At 37.7% G+C, this 17,627-nt stretch carries 13 protein-coding genes; 10 read left to right on the top strand and 3 right to left on the bottom strand.

The window, feature by feature from the left end:
* The first annotated feature begins 12 nt into the window (after positions 1-12).
* From V3565_RS01385 to V3565_RS01370, 4 genes are all read left to right on the top strand, one after another.
* Positions 13-1,341, top strand: a complete 1,329-nt coding sequence (locus V3565_RS01385; RefSeq protein WP_455478548.1) for a pyruvate dehydrogenase complex dihydrolipoamide acetyltransferase — start codon at positions 13-15, stop codon at positions 1,339-1,341.
* Positions 1,342-1,545: 204 nt separating this feature from the next.
* Complete coding sequence (gene lpdA / locus V3565_RS01380) at positions 1,546-3,006, top strand: dihydrolipoyl dehydrogenase (protein WP_455478897.1); 1,461 nt, start codon at positions 1,546-1,548, stop codon at positions 3,004-3,006.
* 75 nt (positions 3,007-3,081) lie between these two features.
* Positions 3,082-4,044 carry a lipoyl synthase gene (lipA, locus tag V3565_RS01375; RefSeq protein ID WP_455478547.1) on the top strand — a complete coding sequence of 321 codons (963 nt, stop codon included), beginning with the start codon at positions 3,082-3,084 and terminating at the stop codon, positions 4,042-4,044.
* A gap of 2 nt (positions 4,045-4,046) precedes the next feature.
* Complete coding sequence (locus V3565_RS01370; protein WP_455478546.1) at positions 4,047-4,508, top strand: type II toxin-antitoxin system RatA family toxin; 462 nt, start codon at positions 4,047-4,049, stop codon at positions 4,506-4,508.
* A gap of 81 nt (positions 4,509-4,589) precedes the next feature.
* Here V3565_RS01370 and V3565_RS01365 read toward each other — a convergent pair whose 3' ends face one another.
* The 3 genes from V3565_RS01365 to rirA are packed head-to-tail and all read right to left on the bottom strand — an operon-like array spanning position 4,590 to position 6,740.
* Entirely contained in the window at positions 4,590-5,078 is a 489-nt protein-coding gene (locus V3565_RS01365; RefSeq protein ID WP_455478545.1) for a CinA family protein, read from the bottom strand.
* Positions 5,075-6,268, bottom strand: a complete 1,194-nt coding sequence (locus V3565_RS01360; protein ID WP_455478896.1) for a bifunctional 2-C-methyl-D-erythritol 4-phosphate cytidylyltransferase/2-C-methyl-D-erythritol 2,4-cyclodiphosphate synthase — start codon at positions 6,266-6,268, stop codon at positions 5,075-5,077. Before V3565_RS01360 ends, V3565_RS01365 begins: the two co-directional genes overlap by 4 nt.
* Positions 6,269-6,293: 25 nt before the next feature.
* Positions 6,294-6,740 carry an iron-responsive transcriptional regulator RirA gene (rirA, locus tag V3565_RS01355; protein ID WP_455478544.1) on the bottom strand — a complete coding sequence of 149 codons (447 nt, stop codon included), beginning with the start codon at positions 6,738-6,740 and terminating at the stop codon, positions 6,294-6,296.
* A 183-nt stretch (positions 6,741-6,923) separates the two neighbouring features.
* Between rirA and V3565_RS01350 the strand changes: the two genes are divergently transcribed.
* The 6 genes from V3565_RS01350 (at position 6,924) to lon (ending at position 17,438) form a co-directional block, all read left to right on the top strand.
* Positions 6,924-9,188 carry an ATP-binding protein gene (locus V3565_RS01350; RefSeq protein ID WP_455478543.1) on the top strand — a complete coding sequence of 755 codons (2,265 nt, stop codon included), beginning with the start codon at positions 6,924-6,926 and terminating at the stop codon, positions 9,186-9,188.
* Between the two features lies 1 nt (position 9,189).
* Entirely contained in the window at positions 9,190-10,548 is a 1,359-nt protein-coding gene (gene ntrX, locus V3565_RS01345; protein ID WP_455478542.1) for a nitrogen assimilation response regulator NtrX, read from the top strand.
* 3 nt (positions 10,549-10,551) lie between these two features.
* Positions 10,552-11,928 (top strand): Trk system potassium transporter TrkA, encoded by a 1,377-nt coding sequence (trkA, locus tag V3565_RS01340; RefSeq protein WP_455478541.1) that lies wholly within the window; start codon positions 10,552-10,554, stop codon positions 11,926-11,928.
* A gap of 812 nt (positions 11,929-12,740) precedes the next feature.
* Positions 12,741-13,373: an ATP-dependent Clp endopeptidase proteolytic subunit ClpP gene (gene clpP / locus V3565_RS01335; protein WP_455478540.1), complete on the top strand. Its 633-nt coding sequence runs from the start codon at positions 12,741-12,743 to the stop codon at positions 13,371-13,373.
* Positions 13,374-13,559: 186 nt separating this feature from the next.
* Complete coding sequence (gene clpX, locus V3565_RS01330) at positions 13,560-14,834, top strand: ATP-dependent Clp protease ATP-binding subunit ClpX (RefSeq protein ID WP_455478539.1); 1,275 nt, start codon at positions 13,560-13,562, stop codon at positions 14,832-14,834.
* A 180-nt stretch (positions 14,835-15,014) separates the two neighbouring features.
* Positions 15,015-17,438: an endopeptidase La gene (gene lon / locus V3565_RS01325; protein ID WP_455478538.1), complete on the top strand. Its 2,424-nt coding sequence runs from the start codon at positions 15,015-15,017 to the stop codon at positions 17,436-17,438.
* The last annotated feature ends 189 nt before the right edge of the window (positions 17,439-17,627 follow it).

Below are 17,627 nucleotides of genomic sequence, written 5' to 3'. Positions count from 1 at the left end.
GAAGGAGGCACTATGCCTATCAAGATTACAATGCCCGCGCTTTCTCCTACTATGGAAGAAGGGAATTTATCAAAATGGAATATTCAAGAAGGAGATAAGGTTTCCGCCGGTGATGTTATTGCTGAAATTGAAACAGATAAGGCAACAATGGAAGTGGAAGCTGTGGATGAAGGAATAGTTGCTAAAATTGTCGTTCCTGCGGGAACACAGGGAGTTAAAGTTAATGCTTTAATTGTTATTTTAGCAGAAGAGGGGGAGGATTTAGCCGAAGCTGTTAAAGTTGTAGAAGAAGAAGCTTCTTCTTTTGAGAATAAAGAACTACAAAGTACGATAGAATCAGATTTGAAAGTGGAACAGCTAGTTCCTTTATCATCAGATAAGCAATTAGTACAGCCGGATAAAGGGAATACACGTCATTTTGCATCTCCTTTGGCACGGCGATTAGCAGCTCAAGAAGGACTCGATTTATCATTTATTTCTGGCAGCGGTCCGCGTGGACGTATTATTAAACGCGATGTAGAGCAAGCTGTGAGTGGTGGTATTTCAAGAGATTTTCATTTATCACAAAATGTACATACCGCAAATTCAGATATTTCTGAGGCACAGATGTTGAAACTCTTTAAGGAGAATGAATATACAATAATACCTCATGGTAGTATGCGTAAGACGATTGCCAAACGTTTAATAGAATCAAAGCAAAAAGTACCACATTTTTACGTGACAGTAGATTGTGAACTTGATGCGTTATTGGAGTTACGTGCACAATTGAATGCCGCTGTTCCAACAGTTGAAACGCAGGAAGGCTTAAAGCCTGCTTATAAGATTTCAGTTAATGATATGGTGATTAAAGCTGTAGCTCTTTCTTTGAAATCTGTTCCCGATGCTAACGTATCTTGGCTTGAAAGTGGAATACTGCATCACAAACACTGTGATGTTGGTGTTGCTGTTTCTGTTGCGAATGGATTAATTACGCCCATTATTCGTCATGCAGAGGAGAAATCTTTGTCAATTATCTCTAGTGAGATGAAGGATTATACAAAGCGTGCACGTGAGCATAAGTTAAAAATGGAGGAGTATCAGGGTGGAACAACGGCTGTGTCAAATATGGGGATGTACGGTGTAAAAAGTTTTTCTGCTATTCTTAATCCACCGCATGCAACGATTTTTGCAGTTGGTGCAGGACAACAATGTGCAGTTGTTAAGAATGGTGCACTAACAGTTGCAACGGTTATGTCCGTTACACTTTCTGTTGACCATCGTGCTATTGATGGTGCATTGGCAGCAGAGCTTGCTCGAACTTTTCAGAAAGTGATTGAAAATCCATTAGCAATGCTAATTTAAGCTGTTTAGAGATATTCTGTATCACTGTATGTTGTAAAAGTAACATGTTAACATAAGAAAAACGGCAGTGTTATCTCTCTTCTTATTTTGTAAAGGTGTTTATGTAAAGTTTAAGTAAGAGACAAGAGATTTCTATATGTTTAAGTTGTTGATCTTGAGATTAAAGAAGAGAGTGTGAGTTTTTGTATTCATGGAGAAGTTACTGTGGCAAATCTTTATGATGTGATTGTGATTGGCTCAGGGCCTGGCGGATATGTAACAGCAATCCGTTCAGCGCAGTGTGGTTTCAAGACTGCGATAATTGAACGTGAACATTTGGGTGGAATTTGTTTGAATTGGGGTTGTATTCCAACGAAGGCGCTTTTGCGCTCAGCAGAAATAAAGTGTTTTGTAGAGCATGCGAAAGATTATGGAGTAAGGCTTAGCGGTTCAATTGAAGTAGATATTAAAGATGTTGTAGCTCGTTCACGCGGTGTTTCAGCGCGTCTAAATGCTGGTGTTAATTTTCTTATGAAAAAAAACAAAATTGACATTATTTGGGGAGAGGCAAAATTCACTGGGAAAACTAAGGAAGATAAGCTTACAGAAATTATGGTTTCTCCATCATCTAAGGAAATTATGCAGCCACAAAATTCAGTACCTAAAGGAACATTAGGAGAGGGAATTTATCAAGCAAAGCACGTAATTATTGCAACTGGTGCACGTCCTCGCGTTATTCCTGGTATTGAGCCAGATGGAAAGCTTATTTGGACTTACTTTGAGGCCATGATTCCACGCGCAATACCAAAGTCTCTTGTGGTGATGGGATCTGGGGCAATTGGTATTGAATTTGCTTCCTTCTACCATGATATGGGTTCTGATGTAACGGTTATTGAAATGATGTCTCACATTATGCCAGCTGAAGATACTGAAATTTCAACATTTGTTCGTAAACAATTAGAAAAAAAAGGCATTCGCATTCTTACAGAAGCAAAAATTACAAAAGTTGAAAAAAATTCAAATTCTATTACTGCATACATTGAAGTTAATGGAAAGATAGAAGCAATCACAGCCGATCGGCTGATATCAGCTGTTGGAGTTCAGGGTAATATTGAAAATCTTGGATTGGAATCATTAGGTATAAAAACTGATCATGGGTGTATTGTAACTGATGAATGGAGTTGGACAGGAGTGGATGGTATTTATGCTATTGGTGATGTGTCTGGTCCTCCTATGTTGGCACATAAAGCAGAAGAAGAAGGCGTGATATGCATTGAGCATCTTGCAGGTTTGAAGAATGTTTATCCGCTTGATAAGAAAAAAATTCCAGGATGTACATATTGCACACCACAAGTAGCTTCTGTAGGACTTTCAGAAGCAGTGGCAAAAGAATCTGGTTATGATATACGTATTGGTCGTTATTCTTTTTCAGCTAATGGTAAGGCTATTGCTTTAGGTGAAGATTACGGATTAGTTAAAACTATTTTTGATAAAAAAACGGGACAGCTTCTCGGTGCGCATATGGTAGGAGCAGAGGTAACAGAACTGATTCAAGGTTTTGTTATTGCTATGAATCTTGAAACAACGGAGAAAGAATTGATGCATACTGTCTTTCCACATCCGACGTTGTCGGAAATGATGAAAGAAAGCGTGTTAGATGCATATGGTCAAGTGTTAAATGCTTAACGTCTGAGTTGTATAAAAGATCTTGTGTTTTGTGGTTTTTTACCAGAATTCCGTATTTACAGGGTAGGAATTTGAATGGTTACGGTCGTTGATAGGGTTACTAACAGACGTTTGCGTCATCCTGAAAAGGCACATCGTCCAGATACAAGTGTTCAGAAAAAGCCAGATTGGATTCGTGTAAGAGCACCAACATCGCAAATATATAAGGAAACACATAATATTGTGCGCACCAATAAATTGGTGACTGTGTGTGAGGAAGCAGGATGTCCAAATATTGGTGAATGTTGGAGCCAGCGGCATGCCAGTTTCATGATTTTGGGTGAGATATGTACGCGGGCTTGTGCGTTTTGCAATGTTGCAACAGGTATTCCACTTGCAGTTGATGATAATGAGCCAAAACGTGTAGCGGATGCTGTTGCACAGATGGGGTTGAAACATGTTGTAATTACATCTGTTGATCGTGACGATCTTGTTGATGGCGGTGCCAAGCATTTTGCAAAAGTTATTTATGCTATTCGTCAGGAGTCTCCTAAAACGACAATCGAAGTTCTTACTCCTGATTTTCGCCATAAAGATGGTGCTTTAGAGATTGTTGTTGCTGCTAAGCCTGATGTTTTCAATCATAATTTAGAAACGGTTCCATCTAAATATTTAAAAGTTCGTCCAGGAGCTCGTTATTTTCATTCCATTCGGTTATTGCAGCGCGTAAAAGAACTTGACCCGACAATATTCACAAAATCAGGAATTATGGTTGGTTTTGGAGAAGAACGAAATGAAATTCTTCAATTAATGGATGATTTACGTTCAGCTGATGTTGATTTTATGACAATTGGGCAATATTTGCAGCCTACACGAAAACATCATCCTGTTGTTCGTTTTGTTTCTCCTGAAGAATTTGAATCTTTTGCTAAGATTGGTAAAGCAAAGGGCTTTTTACATATGGCTTCCAATCCTCTGACTCGTTCGTCTCATCATGCAGGAGATGATTTCAAAATTTTGCAAAAAGCGCGTGATGAGAAATTTGCACTGCAGAGATAGTTATGCCAGCCTTTACAACATATCGGAAAGTTGCTCATAGTGCTCGTGAGATGTTCGATCTTGTTTCAGATATCGAACGTTATCCTGAATTTTTACCTATGTGTGATGCTTTAGTAGTACGTTCTCGGAAAGAAAGTGGGGATAAGACACTGCTTATTGCTGATATGACAGTTGGCTACAAGGTTATCAAAGAAACTTTTACAACCCAAGTGTTTCTCCAGCCGCAAGAAAATGTGATAGAGGTTAAATATATTGATGGTCCATTTAAATACCTTGAAAATCGTTGGGTATTTCATCACATTGGGAATACAAATACATGCAATGTAGAATTTTTTATTGATTATGAATTTAAAAGCAAAATTCTTGGATTAGTGATGGGATCAATGTTTGATGTCGCTTTTCATAAATTTACTGATGCTTTTGAAATGCGTGCTCGTCGTATTTATGGTTCTCCGATAGTATGATTTTGTTGCACGACAAGTATTTCCATTTCATGAAGCGTGATTGTTATGGTGTGGGATATAGAAATTTTATGTAGTACGTAATTATTGAAGAGATATTAGAATCATTTTTAAAGCATTTTCGACAGTTGCATAGCGGATAGCATTGCGATCAAGATTTCCAAAGTACATCTCTTTGTGCACGGTATCGTGTTTTTTGTAAGCAACTGCAAAATGTACAAGTCCAACAGGTTTGTTAGGACATTCTCCTCTAGGTCCTGCAATTCCTGTTACAGAAACTGCAATTTGTGCTTGAGAATGTTTTAATCCTCCCTCAGCCATTGCAATGGCAACTTCTTTTGAAACTGCACCGTATGTTTTTATAAGTTCAACACATACGCCGACAAGGCGTGTTTTAGATTCATTTGAATAAACGACAAATCCACAATCCAGAACATCTGATGATCCTGCAATATTCGTAAGATTTGCAGCAATGAGCCCTCCTGTACAAGATTCAACAGTTGTTAAAAGTAAATCTTTTTGGCGACACATTTTAAGAACTTCATCTGCTTGCTTCTCACAAAAATACGTCATATGGGAATTTCTCCTGGATAAAGGACAGAGGCAGTTGCAAGAGCAGCAATACCTTCTTCACGACCAATGAATCCAAGCTTTTCACTCGTTGTTGCTTTGATGGAGATTCTATCGGATGAAATTGCAAGTATATTCATAAGGTTATTTATCATTGTATAACGATAAGAACTAATTTTAGGTTTTTCGGCGATAATTGTGATATCAATATTGGCAATACGGCCTCGTGCTTGTTTAATAATATCGAGAGCATGACGTAGAAAAATTTCTGATGATGTATTTTTCCATTGAGGATCAGAAGGAGGAAAATGTGTGCCAATATCTCCTGCACCTTGAGTAGCAAGAAGGGCATCTGTTAGTGCATGAATAGCAACGTCAGCATCTGAATGTCCGTTTAATTTTTTATGAAAAGGAATTTTTATTCCACATAGTGTAATGAAAGTTCCCTCTTCAAATGAGTGAACATCATAACCATTTCCGGTTCGAATATCGGGAAATATTTGCATTTTTTTCTGGAGATATAAATGTGCAGTATCAAAATCTTCCTGCCATGTAATTTTTATATTGTTATGGCTTCCAGGAACAGTACGCATAGGGATACCAAACCATTCGGCAATTGCTGCATCATCAGTAAAATCGTGTTTACAGAGTTGCATCGCTTTTTCATGGGCAGCTAAGATACGATCAAATGGAAAACATTGTGGAGTTTGTGCACTACAAATATTAGTGCGTGGAATTGTTTCTAAAACATGGTGTGTATTATTTACACGTTTGAGGGTATCAGGGATGGTTAGGGTGGGGAGAACACCTTCTTTATGGTTAACAGTGGTGTGGATTTGTTCAAGAAGTTTATTTTCGACGAAGGGGCGTGCACCATCATGAATATGAACATATTTTGGCTTTATATCTTTGAGTGCATGAAGCCCACATAAAGCAGATATTTGACGTGTATCACCTCCTTCAACAATTGTGACACACTCTTTGAAATCAGCTATAGCTTTTTCACAGATTTTATGATCCTCTGGATGAATAACTAAAATTATAGTTGTGATGGCCGGATGTTGCCAAAAACAACGCACGGTATGATAAATAACCGGCTTTTGGCCTAAAAGTTGATACTGTTTAGGAGTTTTTTGTAGGAATCCCGCCCTTTCACCACGTCCAGCGGCTAGTATTATCGCTGCAATAGAAATACTTAATCTCCTTAATTATATTATCTTAGTTAATTATTTTGTGGTTTTTAATTTTTAATTGGTTTCGAAGGGATGTTTGTTGCAAATCAGCAATCGATGTCATTGATAACACATCAAAAAAAGCATTTAATGCTTTTTTCAGTGTAGAATTTAGGCCACAGAAATGAATTAGCGGGCAGTTAGGTTCTTCAGTATCAAAACATTCTGCCATTGAAAAGTTATCTTCTGTTACTTTTACAACATCTGCTACCGAAATTTCCGCTGCAGGCTTAGCCAATTTTATGCCACCATTACGTCCCCGTACAGTTTTTACAAAACCTGCCTCGACGAGTGGTTGAAGAATTTTAAACAAAAAAAGCTCAGAAATGGCATGAACCTTAGCAATGTCTGGAATACGGCTTAAAGATTCTTCATTGTCTGCACAGTACATTAGCATCCGGAAGGCATAATTTGTCTGTCTAGTTAATCGCATTTCACCTCCTATGTAGGTATCATTGAATACACTCTAAGTTTAAAGATATTCTGAAAAATATAAAAGTTTTTTCTTTAGTTGCTAGATTGGCTGTATTTTAAATGCAGTATCAGTATTGTCAATTTTTGTTACAAGGAGTTATATGGAGATAATGAGATAGTAATAAAGTAACGTAAGCTAATCATGAAGATGACATACGTGGTAAATTTAAAAGACATAGATAAAGAAACTTATAACGATGATTTTTATCGTTTAAGTAAAGTGTATACATTTTTAGGTATCACAATTATTGTACTAGCTTTGCTAACAGCTTCTATATCATTTATTATTCTTATTGGATTAACTCCTGTTGTTCCTAGTAGAACTGTAACACTGATTCTTATAGGGATTAATAGCATTTGGGTTTTGGGACTTATAGTAATCGTCTTTTATGAAATGGTTCCCATTATTCGTGCGTGGCGGTCAAAACGGGCTGGGTCACGTCTGCACGTTCGTCTTATTTCTTTGTTTGTGTTGGTTGCAACAGTACCCGCTGTTGCTATTGCTCTTGTATCTGGGCCTGCACTTAATTTAGGTCTTGATAGATGGTTTAATACCACAACTCGGCAAATTGTTAATTCTTCTATAGATTTAGCGAATGCTTATGCAGATGAAATGCTTCAAAATTTGAAAAATTTATCTTATGCTATGGCGTTTGTACTTGATAATAAAAAACTTTTAGAGCGTAATCCTGCAGAATATAAAATAAAATTGACGCGTCACGCTGCAGGGCGTAATCTCCGTGGTGCGTTTTTATTAAGTTCGAGCGGAACTATTTTTATATCGAGCGATCTTGGTGATGAGGATAAATTGCCCATTCCACCATCCAATCTTATTGAACGAGCAACAGGAGCTAGGCCGTTTTTTTTTCAACCAGGGATTCACGATTATTTTGGAATTATTTTAAAATTTACCAATATTCCAAATACCTTTTTGTATTTGGTACGTGACGTTGATAAGGATGTTTTATCTGCTTTACGTTTGACAGAAGCTAATACCGATCATTATCGCGATTTAAATGAAAATCGTTTGCCAATGCAGATTGCATTTGGTATGCTTTATTTATGCCTTTTTTTTAGTTTGTTTTTGTCAGCTATCTGGTCTGGTATTGCCGTCGCTGAGCGCTTAGTACGTCCTATTCGTCTTCTGATTAGTGCTGCTGATGATGTAGCTTCTGGGAATATGGAAGTTTTTGTGCCAGTGCGTGCAAGAGATGGTGATATTGGACAATTGTCAAAAACCTTTAATTATATGGTAAATGAATTAAAGAGTCGACGCAATGAATTGATTGCGGTTCGTGATCAAATTGATGAGAGGCGACGTTTTTCTGAAGCTGTTTTGTCTGGTGTAACAGCGGGTGTAGCTGGAATCGGTAACAATGGAAATATTACAATTATTAATCGTTCTATTGAAGCCATGTTTGGTATTCGTTCTGAACAAGTTATTGGACATAGTCTTTTATCATTAAGCACTGAAATTGGTCAGGTTTTTAAATTTGCGCGTTCATTAGGTAAGAAAAATCATCGTGAACAGGTGAGTTTAAGTGTTGCTGGACAAGAACGTGTTTGTAATGTGCAAGTTACAAAGGAAGGTGATGATGGGCAGGGACAATCTTGGGTTTTAACGATTGATGATATTACAGATCTTGTTGAAGCACAGCGTTCATCAGCTTGGGCAGATATTGCACGCCGTATTGCGCATGAAATCAAAAATCCACTTACACCTATTCAATTATCGGCTGAACGTATTCGTAAACGTTACAATAAAGTTATTACTAAGGATCGGGAAGTTTTTGATCAATGTATTGATACGATTATTCGGCAAGTTGGCGATATTGGGCGTATGGTTGATGAATTTTCTTCTTTTGCTCGCATGCCTAAACCTAAAATGCGTATTTTAGATGTACGTGGATTACTACGTGAAGCATGTTTCTTGATAGAAGTCACCCGACATGATATTTATTTTGAGCAAGATTTGGGAGATATACCACTTATCGGTGCATTTGATAATCGTCTCATTGTTCAAGCTTTTTGTAATGTTATCAAAAACGCAAGCGAGGCTATTGATTCAGTTGCAAGAGAGGGGGGCATTCACGGTCATATTCTTGTCCGTTCTTATCACCAAGAAGGATGCTTGATTGTGGATATTATTGATAACGGAAAGGGGCTTCCTAAAGAGCAAAGGCAAAAATTGTTGGAACCTTATATAACAACGCGAGAAAAGGGTACAGGGCTTGGATTAGCCATTGTACGAAAAGTCATTGAAGATCATGGTGGTTATATGGAATTGCATGATGCACCGAAGAGTTTTTATTACGGTCGTGGCGCAATGATTCGTCTGGTATTTCCTGCAGATGGGGCTGAAAAAGATATTATTGCACAAGCTATAAATCATAAGATAGGGGGATAAGATGGTATCAGATATCCTGATTGTTGATGATGAAGCTGATATTCGTGAGCTTGTTGCCGGTATTCTAGATGATGAAGGCTATGAAACGCGTGTTGCATGCAATTCCGATGAAGCATTATCGCAAATTAGTGAGCGTATTCCAAAGTTAATTTTTTTAGATATTTGGTTACAAGGAAGTCATCTTGATGGTTTAGCGTTGCTTGATGAAATTAAAACACGATATCCAACCCTTCCAGTGGTCATGATATCTGGTCATGGTAATATTGAAACTGCTGTCTCTGCTATAAAACGAGGAGCATATGATTTCATTGAAAAGCCTTTTAAAGCTGATCGGCTTATATTGGTTGCTGAACGTACTCTTGAAAACTCAAAATTAAAACGCGAGATATCAGAATTACGAAAGCGTTCAAACGAGACGCCGGAATTGATAGGAACATCTTCCGCTATGAGACATTTACGTCACACCATAGAAAAAGTAGCACCTACCAATAGTCGTATTATGATCACTGGCCCCTCAGGTGCAGGAAAAGAGATGGTAGCGCGTGCTATTCATGCGCTTTCAGCGCGTTCAAATGGGCCGTTTGTTGTAATAAATGCGGCAATGATTACTCCAGAAAGAATGGAAATAGAGTTATTTGGTAACGAAAGGGATGATGGTGAACGTAAGATAGGTGCATTAGAAGAAGCTCATGGTGGTATATTATATATTGATGAAATTGCCGATATGCCACGTGAAACTCAAAGTAAGATTCTTCGAGTATTGACAAGTCAGACTTTTGAAAGGGTTGGTGGTACGAAACGTGTAAAAGTAGATGTTCGTGTGATTTCTTCAACGGCACAAAATCTTGAAAATCTCATTTCTGACGGGTGTTTTAGAGAAGATCTCTTTCATCGTCTTTCGGTTGTTCCTGTTGTTATTCCACCACTCTCAGCGCGTCGTGAAGATATTCCAGAGCTTGTAAGACATTTTGTTAAAACAATATCACAGCAAGTTGGTATTAAGCCGCGTAGTATTAGTGATGATGTTATCGCTATTTTGCAAGCGCATGCTTGGCCTGGTAATGTACGACAACTACGCAATAATGTTGAGCGTCTTCTTATTCTTGCGCGTGAAGGTGATGGGCCAATAACAGCAGAATTTCTTCCTAAAGAAGTAAATGATACTTTACCATGCTTTCAGATAAACACAGACGAAAGTATAATGGATTTACCGTTGCGTGAAGCGCGAGAATTATTTGAGAAAAAGTATTTGATGGCACAGATTGGGCGTTTGGGTGGGAATATATCGCGCACAGCTGAATTTATAGGTATGGAGCGTTCAGCTTTGCACCGTAAGCTAAAAACGCTTGGAGTTTCTTAGAGTATGCGTGTTATTATTTGTGGAGCAGGACAGGTAGGTTATGGGATAGCGGAGCGTCTTGCTGCTGAGAATCATGATGTTACTGTTATTGATATTGAAACAAAACTAGTTGAAAAAATTAGCGATACGTTAGATGTTAGGGGTTTTGTAGGTCATGGTTCACGGCCTGAGGTACTTTTAGCTGCTGGTGCAGATAAAGCTGATATGTTGATTGCAGTGACTTTATTTGATGAAGTCAATATGGTAACTTGTCAGGTAGCGCATTCATTGTTCAATATTCCAACAAAGATAGCACGTATTCGTTCGCAATCTTATTTAGAACCATGTTATAAAACGCTTTTTACCAGAGAGAACATTCCTATTGATATGGTTATTTCCCCAGAAATTGAAGTTGGGGAGATGGTTTTGCGTCGTATTGCTTTGCCTGGTGCAATAGATGTTCTTTATTTTTGTAATGATGATATTGTCGCTTTGGCTTTAGAATGTATGGAGGATTGTCCAGTTATTAATACTCCTTTGCGTCAGTTGACAGAGCTTTTTCCAGACCTTCGAACAACAGTCACTGCTATTAAACGTGGATCAGAGTTGATGATAGCACATTCAGAGACGCAATTACGCGTTGGTGATGTGACCTATCTTATTTCAGCTCGAGATCAGATGCGTCGTGCAGTTGGGCTTTTTGGCCATAAAGAACAGGATGCACATCGTATGATTATTGCAGGGGGCGGTCACATTGGTCTCTATGTTGCTCAGTCCATTGAAAAGCGTTTGCATAAATTAAGGTTAAAAATTATAGAATCGCATAAAGAAAGAGCGCTTACAATTGCTGATCAACTCGAAAAAACGACTGTTTTATGTGGCAATGTATTGGATCCAGTAATTCTTCAAGAAGCTGGTATTGATCAAGCTGATTTAATGATTACATTGACTAATCAAGATCAAGTTAATCTCTTAAGTGCTATTATTGCTAAAAGATTAGGATGCAGATCCAATATGGTATTGATTAATAATGTTGCTTATCAGGATGTTAGTCGTGCGGTTGGTGTAGATGCGTATCTTAATCCCCATAGTGTTACTATATCGAAAGTTTTACAACACATGCGCCGTGGGCGTATACGTGCTGTTCATTCAGTTTTTAATGGTCAGGCGGAAATTATTGAGGCTGAAGTGATGCAAACGTCTTCTTTGGTTGGTAAATCATTGTCAGATATCAATTTACCTCATGGTTTAAGGATTGGTGCAATTTATCGCAATAATACAATAATACAGCTTTCGGCAACTACGCATATTTTGCCTGGTGATCGGATAGTGATTTTTGCTCTTGCTGATAGTGTTCGCGATGTTGAACAATTGTTTCGCGTTAGTTTAGAATATTTTTGATATATTCATTGTTTGTACTTTTTGTACAATGGATAATTAAGATTAATTTTATTTGTTCTGGATGGTTAGGATTAGATAGGAAGTTAAGATTTTCATTCATGATGAAATAGAAAAATTTCCTGTTTTTGTTGAATTGTATAAGAACGAATCAATTTTGCCGCGTTTAGTGATTTATCGTCTTGATTCGTTTTTTTTGATTATAAATAAGGGGGGGGTATGGTTGTTAAAGTTTTAGATTTTTTTTGTATTATCTTGATGAGATATCGGTAAGATATTGGGTTGGATACATGTGTTGGCTTAGTTAAGCATTTGCATCCAGATATCAGTGGAATTTGATTTACAGTAAGAAATTCTGTAAAAATGGGGATTTTTGCACTTTATTTACTATTTGATAATCCTATTATAGTGATGTTTCAGAATTATTGAGCAGGTATAGAAATTATCCATGATTGATTAGGATTTAATGCGTCGCATTCGAATGTCATTTTGGTTAAAGAAGAAAAAAACAGATTTTACCAAGAAATCTTGAAATTACAATATTTAGGAGTGATAGTATTTCGCAATTAGCTAGTAGTGTATTTTTTGCATGAAGCACAAGGAAAAGAAGATTTTTTGTTATTGGATTGGGTAAGAGGCTGAATATATTTTGATTTAGTCTTTGGTATTGGGTTGCTTGCGGATTCACGTTTGATAGGATTTTAATCTTGTTTGAAGAGTGTTGGTTGTAATTTGTATAAGAGGACAGTATTGGTTTATGACAAAAAGCATTGAATGTGTAATGAGTGATTCTTATATGAATGAAAGAAAAAAGTATGAGTGATCTAATGAAAACAGCATTGAGTCTTGTTCCTATGGTTGTTGAACAGACTAATCGCGGCGAGCGAGCTTATGATATTTTTTCCCGTCTTTTGAAAGAGCGGATTATTTTTATTAACGGTCCTGTCGAAGATGGGATGGCAATGCTAGTTTGTGCACAATTGCTTTTCTTGGAGGCAGAAAATCCTAAGAAAGAAATTAGCCTTTATATTAATTCACCCGGTGGTGTAGTGACTTCTGGTATGGCTATTTATGATACTATGCAGTTTATTCGCCCTCCTGTTTCTACACTTTGTATGGGGCAGGCAGCATCTATGGGATCATTACTTTTAACAGCTGGAGCGAAGGGTCATCGTTTTACATTGCCAAATGCCCGTATTATGGTGCATCAGCCGTCAGGTGGTTTTCAAGGTCAAGCTTCAGATATTGAACGGCATGCACAAGATATTATAAAGATGAAACAGCGTTTAAATGAAATTTATGTTCAGCATACAGGTCAGGACTACGATGTTATTGAGAGAACTCTTGATCGTGATCATTTTATGACAGCGGAGGAAGCAAAACAATTTGGCTTGGTTGATGATGTTATACAATATCGTGCAGAGACCGAAGAAGAAGAAAAAGATTAAGAATTTTTATAGAAAAGACAGATAGTTTAAATAGAGAGTTTTGTAGAAAATATCGCGAAAATAACAAAAAGCACCTAGAGATACTATGACGTGCGTAGTTTCGTGTATGTCTTTGAGGTTGACATTATGAAAGGTTTCATTTGGAAAGATGAAATACTTAATATATCGTGGTGAAAGGAAAGTAAAATGAGCAAGATTAGCAATAGTGGGGGCGAAACAAAAAATACTCTCTATTGCTCGTTCTGTGGCAAAAGTCAGCATGAGGTGCGTAAGCTCATTGCAGGGCCTGCGGTATTTATTTGTGATGAATGTGTAGAGCTTTGCATGGATATTATTCGTGAAGAAAATAAATCTTCTGGGATTAAGGCTCGTGATGGTATTCCTACTCCACAAGAAATTATAACAGTTCTTGATGATTATGTTATTGGTCAGCGGCATGCAAAACGAGTTCTTTCCGTTGCTGTACATAATCATTATAAACGGCTTGCGCATCAATCTAAGGGCAATGATATAGAGTTAGCAAAGTCAAATATTCTTCTTGTTGGTCCAACAGGGTGTGGTAAAACTTATTTAGCACAAACATTAGCGCGCATTATTGATGTGCCTTTTACGATGGCAGATGCGACTACTTTAACGGAAGCAGGATATGTGGGGGAGGATGTTGAAAATATTATCTTGAAGCTTCTTCAATCTGCGGACTATAATGTTGAACGCGCGCAGCGCGGTATCGTGTATATTGATGAGGTTGATAAAATTTCTCGTAAAGCTGAGAATCCTTCTATTACAAGAGATGTTTCAGGAGAAGGTGTTCAGCAGGCATTGTTAAAAATTATGGAAGGGACAGTTGCTTCTGTTCCTCCGCAAGGTGGGCGAAAGCATCCGCAGCAAGAGTTTCTTCAGGTTGATACAACAAATATTTTATTTATTTGCGGAGGCGCTTTTGCTGGTTTGGAGCGAATTATTTCAGGACGTGGTGAAAGAATTTCTATCGGTTTTTCTGCTACTGTTAAAGCGCCTGATGAACGTTGTGTCGGTGAAATTTTTCGTGATTTAGAACCTGAAGATCTTGTAAAGTTTGGTTTGATACCAGAGTTTATTGGCCGTCTTCCCATTGTGGCTACTTTGGAAGATTTGGATGTTGGTGCTCTTGTTCAAATTTTATCGAAACCCAAAAATGCATTGGTTAAGCAGTATCAGCGCCTTTTTGAGATGGAGAATGTTGAGTTAGCATTTCATGAAGATGCTTTACGGGTTATCGCCAAGAAGGCGATTGAACGTAAAACTGGTGCGCGCGGTTTACGTTCAATTATGGAGAAGATACTTCTTGAGACTATGTTTGAGCTTCCAGCTCTTGAAGGTGTTCAAAAAGTGGTTATCTCAAGTGATGTTGTTGATGGGAAGGCTCGTCCTCTTTACATTTATTCAGAACGTGCAGAAGATAAAGAAAATGTATCGGCGTGACTGTTTATAGTATGAATATTAGTAGTGAACTTAATTTGATGGTATGTATTTTTGATCATTAGGGATATAATGCTTGATTTGCGTGTTTGTAGTTACCATTTCATGCATTGTAAGGGATTAGTGTATCTTTGAAGGCAGGTATGTGCAGTGGATAGATCGTAGGTTCCAGAAAGGACAATTATGCAATATATTGATGAAAAAACAGATGAGGTAATGGATGGACTTTATGCTGTCTTACCTCTTCGTGATATTGTTGTCTTTCCACATATGATTGTTCCACTTTTTGTGGGACGGGAAAAATCAATTCGTGCTCTTGAAAAGGCGATAGCAGCCGATAAGCAAATACTGTTGGTCACGCAAAAAAACGCTTCTGATGATGATCCAAAATCAGAGGATATTTATGATATTGGTACATTTGCCAATGTTCTTCAACTTTTAAAGCTTCCCGATGGAACTGTAAAGGTTCTTGTCGAAGGTACTGCACGTGCAAAAATCAGCCAATTTACTGAAAATGAGGATTATCATCAGGCTTTTGCAACCGTTACGGAGGAGCTTAGGGAAGATGAGGTTGAGATTGAGGCTCTTTCTCGATCCGTAATTTCTTATTTTGAGAATTACGTAAAACTAAATAAGAAAATTTCTCCTGAAGTTGTTAATGCAATTGGTCAGATTGATGATCCTTCTAAATTAGCTGATACTATTGCTTCACATTTAGTGATTAAACTTTCAGAAAAACAAGAAATGTTAGCTTTGCTTCCTATCCGTGACCGTCTTGAGCGTGTTTTATCTTTCATGGAAGGAGAGATTTCCGTTTTACAAGTTGAGAAGCGTATTCGTTCACATGTTAAACGGCAAATGGAAAAGAATCAAAGAGAATACTATCTCAATGAACAGATGAAGGCTATTCAAAAAGAGTTAGGAGCGGGTGATGATAGTCGTGATGAATTGTCAGAATTAGAAGAACGCATCACAAAAACAAAACTTTCTAAGGAAGCACATGAAAAGGCTGTGGCAGAGCTCAAGAAATTACGCAATATGTCACCTATGTCTGCGGAGGCAACGGTTGTACGTAACTACCTTGATTGGCTTTTAGCAATACCCTGGGGTAAAAAATCAAAGATTAAGAATGATTTGAATTTTGCTGAGAGGGTCATGGACAATGAGCATTTTGGTCTTGAAAAAGTTAAGGAGAGAATTGTTGAGTATTTAGCAGTGCAAAGTCGAGCATCAAAAATAAAGGGTCCCATCATTTGTTTACTTGGTCCTCCTGGTGTTGGAAAAACGTCTCTTGCACGTTCCATTACAAAAGCAACGGGTCGTGAGTATGTTCGTATCTCATTAGGTGGTGTTCGGGATGAAGCGGAGATTCGTGGACATCGTCGAACGTATATTGGTTCTATGCCTGGAAAAATTATTCAGTCTATGAAAAAGGCTAAAAAATCTAATCCACTTTTTTTGCTTGATGAAATTGATAAAATTGGCCAAGATTTTCGTGGAGATCCTTCATCAGCTTTGTTAGAAGTTTTAGATCCTGAACAAAATGGCACATTTATTGATCATTATTTAGAAGTGGAATATGATCTTTCTGATGTTATGTTTGTTGCAACAGCGAATACGCTTAATATTCCTAGTCCGTTAATGGATCGCATGGAAATTATTCGTATTGCTGGCTATACTGAGTGTGAAAAGATGGAGATTGTTAAGCGGCATCTTTTACCAAAGGCGTTGAAAGATCATTGTCTGTCTAAAAGAGAGTTTAGTGTTTCTGATGATGCGATAAGATCAATTATCCAGTTTTATACTCGTGAAGCGGGTGTTCGTAATCTTGAGCGTGAATTGATGAAAATGGCACGGAAGTCGGTTACAAAAATTGTAAAGGCTCATCAAAAATCTGTAAAAATTACAGAAAATAATATTGGTGATTTTTTAGGTGTTAAGCGTTATCGTTATAGTCAAGTTGAAGGAGAAAATCAGGTTGGTATTGTTACTGGGCTTGCATGGACTGAGGTTGGTGGAGAATTATTAACTATTGAAGGTGCCATGATGTCAGGTAAGGGTAAGATGACTGTAACTGGGAATTTGCGTGATATCATGAAGGAGTCAATTTCTGCTGCAGCTTCTTATGTGCGCTTTCGTGCTGTCGATTTTGGTATTGAGCCACCACTTTTTGATAAACGGGATATTCATGTTCATGTTCCAGAAGGTGCTACGCCAAAGGATGGACCGTCCGCTGGGATTGCGATGGTGACGGCAATTGTTTCAGTGTTAACAGGTATAGCTGTGCATAAAGATATTGCGATGACTGGAGAAATTACTTTACGTGGTCGTGTTTTGCCTATTGGTGGATTGAAAGAAAAACTCCTTGCAGCTCTTCGCGGTGGGATAAAAAAGGTTCTTATCCCTGAAGAAAATGCAAAAGATTTGATTGATATTCCCGATGATGTTAAAAATAATATGGAAATTATTCCAGTAAATCATGTAAGTGAAGTTCTTAAACATGCTTTAGTCCGTTTTCCTGATGCTATTGAATGGACAGAGCCTTCTTCGGTCGCGACAACGGTCAGAACAGAGGGTGATAATGGAGGAATACAGATTTCACACTGATTCATTATTTAATTTTTAGTTGCATTTTCAGAGGTAATAGGAGTTGTTTTGATGGATATTGTTTTGTTTATTTAGTAAAAAAATAAAAAATTCCGTGAATAACTGTGATTATTGCTGAGAAAACGATTCTTTGGATAAAAATAAGACTTCTGTTTGTTGTACTTTTCAATAAACTGATTGGTAACGGGG

The organism is Bartonella sp. B10 (assembly GCF_053794435.1).
The sequence above is the reverse complement of the archived record's forward strand: the minus strand, read 5'-3'. Positions and strand labels throughout refer to the sequence as shown.